At 33.1% G+C, this 12,853-nt stretch carries 11 protein-coding genes and 2 pseudogenes; 11 read left to right on the top strand and 2 right to left on the bottom strand.

Annotation, left to right across the window (positions count from 1 at the left end):
* The first annotated feature begins 74 nt into the window (after positions 1 to 74).
* Positions 75 to 842, top strand: a complete 768-nt coding sequence (locus tag JM172_RS03050; protein WP_214480600.1) for an SDR family NAD(P)-dependent oxidoreductase — start codon at positions 75 to 77, stop codon at positions 840 to 842.
* A gap of 529 nt (positions 843 to 1,371) precedes the next feature.
* Complete coding sequence (locus JM172_RS03045) at positions 1,372 to 1,848, top strand: GNAT family N-acetyltransferase (protein ID WP_214480599.1); 477 nt, start codon at positions 1,372 to 1,374, stop codon at positions 1,846 to 1,848.
* 70 nt (positions 1,849 to 1,918) lie between these two features.
* Here the strand turns inward: JM172_RS03045 and JM172_RS03040 are convergent, their stop codons facing one another.
* Positions 1,919 to 2,077, bottom strand: coding sequence for a hypothetical protein (locus JM172_RS03040; protein ID WP_214480598.1), 159 nt, complete (start codon positions 2,075 to 2,077; stop codon positions 1,919 to 1,921).
* A gap of 308 nt (positions 2,078 to 2,385) precedes the next feature.
* Between JM172_RS03040 and JM172_RS03035 the strand changes: the two genes are divergently transcribed.
* The 5 genes and pseudogenes from JM172_RS03035 to JM172_RS03015 all read left to right on the top strand — a co-directional run bounded on the left by JM172_RS03035 (position 2,386) and on the right by JM172_RS03015 (position 6,571).
* A complete protein-coding gene (locus tag JM172_RS03035) occupies positions 2,386 to 2,856 on the top strand; it encodes a GNAT family N-acetyltransferase (RefSeq protein WP_214480597.1) in 471 nt (156 codons plus the stop codon).
* Positions 2,857 to 3,154: 298 nt separating this feature from the next.
* Positions 3,155 to 3,581 (top strand): annotated as a pseudogene (locus tag JM172_RS03030) (NUDIX hydrolase).
* 318 nt (positions 3,582 to 3,899) lie between these two features.
* The gene (locus JM172_RS03025) at positions 3,900 to 4,679 is read left to right on the top strand and encodes a Cof-type HAD-IIB family hydrolase (RefSeq protein WP_214480596.1); all 780 of its coding nucleotides are present in this window, start codon (positions 3,900 to 3,902) and stop codon (positions 4,677 to 4,679) included.
* Between the two features lie 93 nt (positions 4,680 to 4,772).
* The gene (locus tag JM172_RS03020; protein WP_214480595.1) at positions 4,773 to 5,468 is read left to right on the top strand and encodes a Type 1 glutamine amidotransferase-like domain-containing protein; all 696 of its coding nucleotides are present in this window, start codon (positions 4,773 to 4,775) and stop codon (positions 5,466 to 5,468) included.
* A gap of 230 nt (positions 5,469 to 5,698) precedes the next feature.
* Positions 5,699 to 6,571 carry a toast rack family protein gene (locus JM172_RS03015; RefSeq protein ID WP_214480594.1) on the top strand — a complete coding sequence of 291 codons (873 nt, stop codon included), beginning with the start codon at positions 5,699 to 5,701 and terminating at the stop codon, positions 6,569 to 6,571.
* Positions 6,572 to 7,084: 513 nt separating this feature from the next.
* Here the strand turns inward: JM172_RS03015 and JM172_RS03010 are convergent.
* On the bottom strand, positions 7,085 to 8,014 hold the full coding sequence (locus JM172_RS03010; RefSeq protein ID WP_214480593.1) for a phosphotransferase enzyme family protein: 930 nt from the start codon (positions 8,012 to 8,014) through the stop codon (positions 7,085 to 7,087).
* A 314-nt stretch (positions 8,015 to 8,328) separates the two neighbouring features.
* On the opposite strand from JM172_RS03010, the gene JM172_RS03005 reads away from it, so the two are divergent.
* The 4 genes and pseudogenes from JM172_RS03005 to htpG all read left to right on the top strand — a co-directional run bounded on the left by JM172_RS03005 (position 8,329) and on the right by htpG (position 12,843).
* Positions 8,329 to 8,829 (top strand): GNAT family N-acetyltransferase, encoded by a 501-nt coding sequence (locus JM172_RS03005; RefSeq protein WP_214480592.1) that lies wholly within the window; start codon positions 8,329 to 8,331, stop codon positions 8,827 to 8,829.
* 45 nt (positions 8,830 to 8,874) lie between these two features.
* Positions 8,875 to 9,876 (top strand): annotated as a pseudogene (locus JM172_RS03000) (phosphotransferase enzyme family protein).
* A 237-nt stretch (positions 9,877 to 10,113) separates the two neighbouring features.
* Positions 10,114 to 10,674, top strand: coding sequence for a GNAT family N-acetyltransferase (locus JM172_RS02995; RefSeq protein WP_214480591.1), 561 nt, complete (start codon positions 10,114 to 10,116; stop codon positions 10,672 to 10,674).
* 288 nt (positions 10,675 to 10,962) lie between these two features.
* Complete coding sequence (gene htpG, locus JM172_RS02990) at positions 10,963 to 12,843, top strand: molecular chaperone HtpG (RefSeq protein WP_214480590.1); 1,881 nt, start codon at positions 10,963 to 10,965, stop codon at positions 12,841 to 12,843.
* Positions 12,844 to 12,853 lie beyond the last annotated feature (10 nt).

The raw sequence follows: 12,853 nt of genomic DNA, 5'->3' as shown, positions 1-12,853 counted from the left end.
ATTGATAGGTAAAATGTGAATAAGCAAGTGATATTGATCTCTAGGTCAAATAAAAACAGCAGGAGGAATGCAAGATGTTCAAAGATAAAGTGGTAATCATTACAGGTGGTGGCTCTGGAATTGGAAAGGCTACGGCTAAGAAGTTTATCGGTGAAGGTGCGAAAGTAGTCATAAATGGGAGAAGAGAAAGTATCTTAACTGAAGCAGCGAAGGAACTTGATCCTACAGGTAAAAACATTGCATATGTGGCAGGAGATATAAGTGTTAAAGCTACGTCTGAAAAATTAGTTGCAAAAGCAGTTGAAGAATTTGGAGGTGTGGATGTACTAGTTGCTAATACGGGAATCTTCAACCCAACTGGTTTTTTAGATCACACAGAAGATGATTTAAACAGTTATATTGATGTGATCGTTAAAGGTACCTTCTATCCAGCACAGGTAGCTATCCCTGAAATGAAAAAACGTGGAGGTGGCGCAATCGTCAATACTGGTTCAATGTGGGCAATCCAATCAGTAGAAGCGACACCATCTACTGCATATTCAGCAGCAATGGCAGGCAGACACGCACTTACTAAAAACTTAGCTGTAGAATTTGCTAAGGATAACATTCGTGTGAATGCAGTTGCACCAGCTGTTGTAGAAACACCAATTTACAACACATTTATGTCTGAAGAACAAGTTTCTAAAACATTACCTACCTTTAATGAATTTCATCCAATAGGAAGAAATGGTCAACCAGAGGATGTAGCTGAGGCAATTCTATATTTAGCTAGTGATCGTGCATCATGGGTGACTGGTGTAATCATGCCTTTAGATGGTGGGGCGACAACAAGGTTAAGATAGAATGTGATGTTATGCTAGTGACTTAATACTAAATTTTGTTACACATATATAAAAGATAGATTATTCTTGGTAAAGTGTATGTAACCATATGAAAAGTCATAAATTTGAGCCGCTTTATTTTGTTAACTAGAATAAAGTGGCTAGTTTAATAGTCATCATTTCCATCAGTGCATTTAATAAAGAATTCAGGTAATAGAAGTTTAATATTCACTTTACGTCTTTGCCATTCTATAAGCAGTATTTATGAATAAATATTCTTATAATTTCAAATTATAGGTAAATTATACTATCTTTTCATTTCCATTCTACTATTGTTACAAAAGGGGTTTTAAACGATCATTTAATAGAAGCAGAAATGTCACGAATACTAGTTGAATAAGTAATGTTTATTAGTTATAAATATATTAATCTAGGTGAAAGCAACTTTAATTAAATGTGAACAATTTTATTAATTAGTAAAGTTGAATTGGACTATTGCAGCAGTGAGCAAGCATGAAAAGGACTATGTTTTGAGAGAGAGGAAAGAATTATGACTTACGACTTTACAAAAATGTCACAAAAACAAGCGGAGGATATAGCGTTCAATTGGCACTATGATGGAGAGTATTCCTTTTATGACATGGAAGCAGACCAAGAAGATTTAGTTGAATTTTTAAATGCAAACAAACGAAGAGATTATTATTATGTAGTTAAAAGAAAAAATGAAATTATTGGGTTTATGAGTTTTATCGAAACTGCTACGTCTATAGTCGATATAGGGTTGGGACTGAAGCCGAAATTAACTGGTCATGGTTTAGGTTTAGATTTCTTGAGAGCGGGTCTGAACTATGCTAAAACGAAATATAATCCGCAAAAAATAACTCTTTCAGTTGCTATTTTTAATAAACGGGCAATTAAGGTCTATAAGAAGGCAGGCTTTGTAGAGGGGAGGGCTTTTATGCAAAATACAAATGGTGGGTCATTCGAATTTATTTCCATGGAATATGATTGTTCATCGAATAACTAAAGAGGCGTTTTTACACGACCTTAGTAAAGCTATCTCAGTTCAATGAAAGGCATTAATCTCATGTGACGATTCACTTAGTTAATATTATACGATCAGATAAATCTAACATACGCTGATCATACGTAACCATAATATTAGCAGCCCCTGTAATAGCAAAGCCTTGTGTTTGAAGAAAATGACGTAACTCCCTTATACTTGCATCATCATCTACAATCAATTTTTGAATCATAGAAACGTAATCTCCTTTTTCCATACTCCTAGATCATACATATGATTCCAAATATATTTCATCTAAAAAATTGAGCACAGTGATCATTTAAACTGGTAATATAAAAAAATAGAACTAAAGCAAAGAGTCTCCATGTTTTTTCGAAACCTTCTGTCGACATTGTAAAGATTAAGTTAAACTGTGTCATTTAAGTGAGTAAAGTCTAGTGAAATTGTAGTATTTTATTATATTAATTAATCAAACTATTCTCAAAATTACTCATAAAAAAGTGCTTTTCACAAGTGAACAAAGTGGGGATGGAGGTGGGCGTGTTCAGTAAATATGCTCTTAATTTAACAATTAAAAAACTGACGAGAAAACATGAAAATGAGGCAAAAGAAATGATTTTGGATGGTTTAGCAGAGAGGTTTGGGTTTCTTGATCGGTCTTTAAATCCTGATTTAACAAATATTATAGAGGCTTATACCAATGTGGGATCTGTCTTCTTAATAGGTTGTTATGAAAATTTTTTATGTTGTACGGGTGCCTTAATAAAAGAAAATGAAGAAACTTGTAGAATTGTTCGTATGTCAGTTCATAAGTCGTATAGAGGCAGAGGGTTAGCTAGAAAGATGATTAATGAACTAGAAGGGTATGCTCGCCAATTTGGATATAAGAAAATTGTTCTTGAAACAGACAATGATTGGATTAGTGCAATGAACTTATATAAGTCTAGTAATTATATGATCGAATATATTGAAGAAGGATGCACTCACTTTTATAAAAGGCTCTGTTCGTAAACGTTTTAACTCAACAGTCACTTTTTTATAGAAGAAAAGATGTCACCATATCTAGTGGTACTCATTGTTATTATAGGCACATATACTCCAAGCGTTTGTGCCAAGTTTTCTACTTTTATAATTATTCAGCTCTCCTAAAACTCATCATACTTGTCCGTATTAAATACAACAAAGTTTACGAAAAAAGCCTAAATAAAACACATTACATATTACTTGGAATGGTTGGAGGACAATTTTTATTTCATACATACAATAACGCTGAGGTTCACATTTTAGAAAATGGAATAGGGGGATACGCATGTTTATTGTCAATGTTGAAGGTGCTATTAATAAAGATGGAAAGTGGTTAATGATTCGTCGCAGTATGAAAGAAGAGCATGCAGGTGGTGAGCTCTCTTTAGTTGGTGGAAAGGTTGAAAGAGAAGGACAATGATATTTTAGAAAAAACTCTAATGAGAGAAATATTTGAAGAAGTTGGAGTTCAAGTTACAATTCTTGGGTATGTAAACAGCTCGTCGTTTGTTACCGATCTTGGAGAGCATGTAGTAGATATCGTATTTCTTTGTGAATATGAATCTGGCAAGCCATTTGCAAAAAGCCCTGATGAAGTAGACGAGGTAATGTGGTTGGCTACGGAACAAGTTATGAATCACGAGGGCTTACCAGATTATTTAGTAGAAAATATTACGCTAGCTGATTCCAAGCTGCGATTGTCGAAGGTTTAACCGAAGTTTTTGTTGAACATTTTTTCAGGTGGAATAATCTCTACCTGAATTTTTAATTTTTAAGTTCAAACTCATGTAATTAACTTATATGTGGTAAGAACATCGAATTTGTTTTAAAAGACTGTTTACGCATTAATTGTTGCTTACACAACTAGCGTTGTTCGTGGCATCTTTTCATCTGTACAACGATGAAGAACAATGTATAACCACTTTTTATGGTATGATTTGGTAACAACAACACAGTTTACGAGAATAGCCTTTGAAAAAAATAATAGCTTACTATAGTTAGCAAGGCTCTATTTAGGGAGGAGAATGTAGTTGAATCCAGCTGTTATCGCATTGGATCTTGATGGAACATTACTTAATAATGAAAAACACATTACTAATAGAAACTTACAAGCTGTGCTTAATTGCTATAACAATGGTAAAAAAATTATTATAGCTACAGCACGACCTCCACGTACAGTCAAAGACTTTTTACCAACCGTGCTACGAGAAGTATCATCATTTGTTTATTACAATGGTGCTCTTGTTGTTGATCACTTATCACATTTTGAAGAACATATATCTATATCGAAGAAAATAACAGCAAGGGTCTTTGACTATTGCTTAGACTACGATCAAAATTGTTCGGTAAGTGTTGAAGTACGAGACAAATGGTTTGCAAATGAAGAAATATGTGATGCTTCAATATTCAATGTTAAGTATCGTCCACGTATTTTACCATTTGAGCAATTAAAAGAGTTTGAAGCAACAAAGCTGTTACTTACAGGTTTCAATGATGCTAAGAAGCTACAGGAACTGTTCGGAGAGTATGTTAAATTAATCGTAACAGACAATGGTAAGCTCATTCAAATAATGAATAAAAATGTATCAAAGAAAACTGGGATACTAAGATTATGTAATCATTTTGGTGTCAAACAATCAGATGTCATTGTTTTTGGAGATGATTATAATGATTTGGACATGTTTAATATGAATGGATACGGTATTGCAATGGCAAATGCTGTCCAAGAACTTAAAGAGATAGCCGACGAGGTAACGGATACTAATGACAATGACGGAGTTGCAAAAATATTGGAGAGAATGGTAAGGTAGAAGGGATTATTTGGGAATTTTATAAGGGTTGATTTCATCTACTGCTGGATAAACATTAAATGTGTAAGTTTTAGATTGATTGGAGGTATTTATGTGAGACAAATCATAGCATTAGGTGGGGGTGGTTTCTCTATGGAACCTGACAATCCCCTGTTGGATCAGTACATATTAAAGCAATCTATAAAACCAAAGCCTAGCATTTGCTTTATTCCGACTGCTAGTGGGGATGCTGAAGATTATATAGAGAGATTTTATCAGTTTTTTCATAAGCAAAATTGTAGCCCATCCCATTTATCTTTATTTAAGCCACAAACAAGGGATTTAGAGGGATTTTTATTGAAGAAAGATATCATTTACGTGGGTGGGGGTAGTACTAAAAACTTATTAGTATTATGGAAAGAGTGGGGGCTCGACCACATCTTGAGAAAAGCTTGGAACAAAGGAATTATATTAGCTGGTATTAGTGCTGGTGCAATATGTTGGTTTGAGGAAGGTGTTACAAGTTCGTTTGGAGAAGGGTTAGAGTCTATTAAATGTTTAGGTTTTTTAAAAGGAAGCCATTGTCCTCACTACGATGGAGAAATAGATCGGAGACCAGCGTATCACAGATTAATTAATAGTGGAGACATACAAGGCGGTATTGCTGCAGATGACGGAGTTGCCATTCATTTTATTGAACAAAAGGTAAATAAAATTATTAGCTCAAGGCCAAATGCAAAGGCTTATCAAGTCTCTTTGAATAATCACAATATAGAGGAAGAGTTACAGACATATTTTTTAGGCTCTTAAAAAATAGCTGTAAAAATACTTATCTATCTTAATTAAACTCTCACAATGCTTAAAGAGTTAAATAGAATAAAGAATGGCTATTAGTAGAATATATTCTTTGTTTACACAAAATCATTAAAGATACAGTATCAAAATCTTGTAAGCCTTGACTCTATCTCTCATTTGTATATTGCAAATTTAATGTAAAAGTATTTGTTTCTTACTACCTAGTAATTATGGGAGGATCAATAATGAAGGGGTTTGTTGTTTTTGTAATAGTAATAATTGGGTCATTTTTTGTAACTTCATGCGGCTTTACTTCTACGACAGAAAATGATGAAGTAGAAACTATAACAGAAAATGATGAAGTAGAAACTATAACAGAAAATGCTGAAAAAGAAACTGCGACAAAAAATGATGAAATAGAAACTATAACAGAAAATGTTAACAAAGAAGAGTCCAGGGAAAATATTATAAAAGAAGAAATACATGAAATAAAGGAGGACAAAGCCAAAGAACTTGAGGTTTTGTTATATTATGGTGCAGGTTATTTAAATGTTTCTAATGGTGCAAAAGGTTGGGCGGAAGGAACATTTAAATATGAAGATGTAGAAGTTAAGCCAGATGTTTCATATGATTTAATTATGGACAAAGGAACAATAACAGTAAAACAACCTGACAAAGCTTCAATTATAGATGATTTTAATGCTGCTTTTTCTAGTAGTCAAAATAATAGATGGGATATTCATTTGACAGATAAAATTCCTATGGAGCTTAATATTAATGCGGGGGCAACATACACAGAGTTAGATTTACGAGGTTTACAATTAAACATTTTAAATATCAATTCTGCAATTGGTGAACTAACTATTGACTTAAGTGGTGACTGGGAAAAAAGTTTTGACGTTACTCTTAAAAAAGCTATGGGAAGTACAAAAATATATTTACCTTCTGATGTAGGAGTTAAAATTAACTCTAATAAAGGATTTCAATCAACAAATTTTAAAAGACTATTCTCAAATACAGATGACTTTTACGTAAATAATGCTTATGAAAATGCGGATGTTATTGTTAATATTAATACAATTCTCACTACTGGAGATATAGAGTTTATAGTTAAGTAAGAAGAAGATATAGTAAATTGATCTTATCATGTATGAATGTTTTTATATCTATTAAAAGCAATTGGTTCTAGCCGAGAATCCATTGCCATTTATCGTTATAGATCCCAAAAGGTCTCTGTGTACGATCAAAGCCAACTTGTCATTGTGTATACTACAAAGTAACATAAGTTGATATTATTACCTGTGCATTATGTTTATTTAAGGAGGATGTCACGGGTTCATTGAAGGGGTAGAATCTATTGAATGTCTAGTTTTTTTTGAGCTCATGCCCCCATTTTGTCGGTGAGAGAGATCGAGCATAACATAAGTTAATTAGTCAGGGGACATACAAGTGGGGATTGCCACATCTTCAGATTATTATATTGAACCTAGATTAAACGACACTTAAGTGGTTCTGTTGAATCAATTTGTTATTGAAGTTTAGAAATTAATTCTTTGAGAACAAAGCCTTAGACGTGATTTGTCTAAAGCTTTATGAGAAATGTGAAAGTATATTATAATCCTGATCGTAAATCATTCAACCATTTGTGTGCTATGCTTTAAAATCCTCTCTTTATTTTCATATAACCATAAGAACATTTTTTTATTTGCGTTAAACAAGGTAGGTATATTCATAAAAAAAGCCATAAAAATTGTTTGTATGGATAACATAACTAATGCAACAGACTTTCTTTCTACTTCACTTAAAGGATTTACTGTATGATAACTTGCAAACAAGTTTTTGATAAAATCAAACCACTTTTTCCTCAAAGCTTCATCAGAAAATACTTCGTTCAATACACTTGTAGAGCAGTAGCAAATATCGAATAACCTAACATTATGCTCAACGATATCAAAATCTACAAAACCAGCAAGTCTATCCTTTTGAATAATTACATTAAAAATATGTGCATCCCTATGTATTAATTGCTGTGGTAAATCATGTATGACATTTTTTAAATCGACCTGGAGAGTATGATATATACTTGATAAATCTTGATTTTCTTCATTATCTAATATTTCTTGAACAGCCCAATCAAATACTTGGTTGTACAGGTTCTTTTTCGGGAATTGTAAATCATTACTTACTTGTTTTAGTACTTGATGCAATTGAGCTAGGTTACTTCCAAGTAGTTCAGGTATAGATGTATTTTTTACTGTATCAATTGCTTTAAATGTTTGGCCATCAAGGTAGTTGTAAATACAATAAACAACATTATCAGAACAGTAATAATATTCTCCTCCATTTGTTTGTATGGGTAGATGTACCTTGATATCTTGTTTATCTATACGAAACAATAGCTTTATTTCACTTATCGCTTTTTCTGGGCTTTCTTTTTGCTTTAATACATATCGTTCTCCATTATTAGAAGTTATAAGAGTAGCTCTTTCTGATAGTTTTGCTGAATTTGAAATCTCAATTCCCCAATTGGATGACAAATCACTAAGGTGCTTTATAGACATGATCTCACCTCAAAAGTTAGTTGGAGATGTTCAAAAATGCATGTTAATTTTTAACGAGTATGCATTGAGTGAGAAGTAGTAAAGGGACTTAGTCAGTATGCTTTATTTGTTTCGAATGTACAAAGCCACGAGATTTCTCTTTGTTGAACATAACCCCATGCTTGTATTTCTATTATTGAGCCAATTTCTCCTGCTAATATTTGTATGATAATTAGTTAAGATAAAATCAAGTATTAATATCCATCAGATTGCTTGTTTATCCTAACAGGATTTAAGAAATTATTATTGAATAGTAATGTTAGGTAGGTGATTATATGACCAAAAAAATAATATTAGACAAGATGGTTCCAAAAGATTGGGAACAAGTGAAGGGCATATATCAAGAGGGTATAAATACTGGCAATGCCACATTCGAAGATGAAGCTCCAATGTATGAGGAGTGGGATCGTAATCATCTGAAAGAATGTCGGTTTATTGCACGGGATGGTGACGAGGTTTTAGGTTGGGCTGCGTTAAGTCCAGTTTCCAGTAGATGTGTGTATAATGGTGTTGCAGAAATAAGTGTATATGTAAGTAGTGCTAGCCAAGGAAGAGGGATTGGATCGAAACTGATGGATATGCTCATTAAATCGAGTGAAGAGGAAGGAATTTGGACATTACAAGCGGGAATCTTTCCTGAGAACGCTTCGAGTCTTGCATTACACAAAAAAGCGGGCTTTCGAGAAATTGGTATACAAAAGCATATTGGCAAAATGCAAGGTAGGTGGCGTGATGTCATTTTATTAGAAAGAAGAAGTCGCAAAGTAGGAGTTTGATAGTATTGTAAACTCACAATACTATTGCAGGAGGATAAGAAATATTTGGACAAATTAATTCATGAAGCTCTTAAGCACTATACGATAGCTAAACAAACAGTAATTGTTGAAAAAGAACTACATCATAACAGTTGGCATAGTGATCTTCATTATAAAATAGTTGTTGGTGGAAAAAGATATTCTGCAAGGTTTATTAACAAAAGTCGTTCTCCTCATCATGCCTTTGGTTTATTGAATGAGACTATTATGCTGGAGCAAATTCGTTTTTGTAACTATCTTGTTGATAATCAAATTCCATTTATGCGAGTTAAACAAACTTCAAAAAATGAACCATTTATACCTCTCAAATGGGATAATAACCTATTGTTGTTTATTTTGTTTGAATGGATTGAAGGTATACATATCACTCATTGTAATGAATATCTTGCAGGTGAATTTGGAAGGGTGGCAAGACGTATTCATGATGTATCAAGTGACTTTTATAGTGATGAGTTAATAAAAAAATCACACTTGCATGGTTATAGGAATTTTATAAACAAAATTCGTGAAAATATTGCTACAGCATATATTTCAGCAAAGCATCTACAGATGATAGAAGATTATGTCATGCTAATTGAACATCACTTTGAAAGATCAGCGGTAGGGAATTATGAATTTATTGTACAGTCGGATTTAAATCCGTTAAATATACTTTGGGATGAGCAAATAAGTGTAAAAGGCATCGTTGATTTTGAATCAATTGGGTATGTAGATAGAGTGGAAGGTTTAGCTTGACTCGTGAAGTGGTACTCAAGAACTGACGGAGTACATTCTCATAAGATGTCATCTAATGTAGCGGAAGCTTTTATAGAAGGCTATCGAGCAACGGATATACTAGATGATAAAGACTTTGAGCGGTTAAGGTCATTAATATGGTTATCAGGTTGTATAAATTGGAATTTCACTAAGAAAACTATAAATATACTAAATCGCGATCCAAATTTACTAGAAGACCATTTACAAATATATATAAAACGTGGAGAAGGTTTATTAGCTTTACTCAATTGAGCTGATATGACCGATTATTAAGAGGCGCTTATCGAGATTCTTTTATCATAACGTTTATAGAAGCTCCTTATCAAATATTGAAGACAGTTTTATAGTTATTTTTCAAGTATATTTAATGAATCATGGCAGAGTTAACAGTCTGTAGACATGTTAATACATTTTATTGATGGTTGAGAAGGAACAAGGGTTAGTCACAACGAAAATATAGAAAACAACTATGACTAGGAGAGAGGTTAAGTGAATCCGATATTATTAGATTTTCCAACGGAATTTACTACTGAAAGATTGCTCATACGAATGCCAAAACCGGGTGATGGGGAAGCTGTATATCAAGCTGTTACTGCTTCGTTACCTGAATTACAGCCTTGGTTGCCATTCGCACAAAAGGAACAATCCCAACAGCAAACAGAAATTAATATTAGGGAAGCACATGTGAATTTTTTGAAAAGAGATGATTTACGCCTCCTTGTTTTCTTGAAAGATTCTGGACAGCTTGTTGCTTCCTCCGGATTACATAGAATCGATTGGTCTATTCCAAAGTTTGAAATAGGATACTGGGTTGATTCACGTTTCACTGGTAAGGGTTATATGACGGAAGCAGTGCAAGGAATTACTGATTTCGCTAAAGATGAATTGAAAGCGAGAAGAATTGAAATACGCTGTGATTCGAGAAATGTAAAAAGTAGAGCAATTCCAGAGCTTTTAAATTATACGTTAGAACGAATTTTGAAAAATGAGGCTGTAGCTATTGATTCGAATGAGTTGAGAGATACTTGTATATACGCTAAGGTGTTCTAAAAGTCGGAAGACCGATAAAAGCTTGATATTGACCCGAAAAAAGTTCAAATTGACCCAATAAAATCAATATTTGACCCGATAACCGCATAATTTGACCGATAAACATCTGAATTTGACCCAATAAAACGGCGATTTCTTATATTTGCACTAAATGTTGACATAGTACGGTCTAGTATGTTATTTAATTAATGGGTTAGCACTCAATTAGTTTGAGTGCTAAATGTATGAACAGTATGTTTTACATATATTAAAAATTAAAGTAGGATTGTACTGAAAGGAGAGGTTTATATGACTGTAAAGCAGTTTGAAGCAGAATCGAAAAGGTTATTAGAGATGATGATTAACTCCATCTATTCACAAAAGGAAATCTTTTTAAGAGAATTAATTTCCAATGCGAGTGATGCGATTGACAAAATTTATTATAAAGCATTATCAGATGATACGATTACTTTTGAAAAAGATAATTACTATATGAAGGTAGTCATTGATAAAGAAAATAGAATATTGAAGCTTTCTGATACTGGTATTGGTATGACGAAAGAGGAGCTAGAAAATAACCTAGGGGTTATTGCGAAGAGCGGTACGTTAGCGTTTAAAAAAGAAACTGAAGTTAAAGATGGCCATGATATTATAGGTCAATTTGGTGTAGGGTTTTATTCAGCATTTATGGTAGCTGACGTTGTCACTGTTATTACGAAGCCATTAGGTAGTGAAGAAGCACACAAATGGGAATCTCATGGGGCAGATGGATATACGATTGAGCCTTACGAAAAAGATGAAGTAGGAACAGATATTATTTTAACAATCAAAGAGAATACAGAAGATGAAACGTATGATGAATACTTAGAAGAGTTTCGATTAAAATCTATTATTAAAAAATACTCCGATTTCATCCGTTACCCAATAAAGATGGACGTTACGGAACAAAGACCTAAAGAAGGTAGCGAAGACGAATTTGAAGATGTACAAGAAGAACAAACGCTTAACAGTATGGTTCCGATTTGGAGAAAGAATAAAAGTGAGCTAACAGACGAAGATTACGAGAATTTTTATGCTGAAAAACATTACGGCTTTGATAAGCCGCTAAAACATATACATATTAGTGTTGATGGTGCGGTTAGATATAATTCGATTTTATTCATCCCACAACAAACACCATATGACTATTATACAAAAGAATTTGAAAAGGGCTTAGAGCTGTATTCTAATGGTGTTTTAATTATGGAAAAATGCTCAGATTTGCTGCCTGATCATTTTAGTTTTGTAAAAGGGATGGTCGACTCTGAAGATCTATCTTTAAATATTTCTAGAGAGATTTTACAGCATGATCGTCAACTAAAGCTTATTGCAAAAAATATCAAGAAAAAAATAAAAAGCCAATTATTAAGTTTACTAAAGGACGACCGAGAAAAATATGAAGAGTTTTATCAATCTTTTGGTAGACAATTAAAATATGGTGTGTATAGTGAGTACGGCACACATAAGGAAGAATTGCAGGACCTTATCATGTTCTATTCTTCAAAAGAGAAGAAGATGGTAACACTAGATGAGTATGTGTCAAGAATGCCAGAAGATCAGAAATATATTTATTATGCTGCTGGAGAAACACACGATAGAATTGAAAAACTACCACAGACAGAGATGGTACTAGATAAAGGTTATGAAATTTTATATTTCACTGATGATATAGATGAGTTTGCTATTAGAATGTTAATGAATTACAAAGAAAAGGAATTTAAGTCTATTTCAAGTGGTGACTTAGGAATTGATTCTGATGACAAGCAAAACGAGGATAATAAAGAGGAGGAAAGCAATAAAGACCTCTTCGAATATATGAAAAATATATTATCAAGCAAAGTGAAGGATGTTAGAGTATCAAAACGATTAAAGACGCACCCTGTATGCTTATCAACTGATGGTGAAGTAAGTATAGAAATGGAAAAAGTCCTTAATGCAATGCCTGATAACCAAAATATTAAAGCTGATAAAGTGTTAGAGATTAATATTAACCATGATGTGTTCCAATCATTAAAGAGTGCTTTTGAAACAGATAAGGAAAAAGTAGACTTATACACAAACCTGTTGTATAACCAAGCGCTTCTAATTGAAGGGTTGCCGATCAATGATCCTGTAGAGTTTACGAATGATATGTGTAAAATCATGGTATAACAAATGCTTG

It is taken from the genome of Bacillus sp. SM2101 (genome assembly GCF_018588585.1).
Taxonomy (GTDB): Bacteria; Bacillota; Bacilli; order Bacillales; family SM2101; genus Nanhaiella; species Nanhaiella sioensis.
The sequence above is the reverse complement of the archived record's forward strand: the minus strand, read 5'-3'. Positions and strand labels throughout refer to the sequence as shown.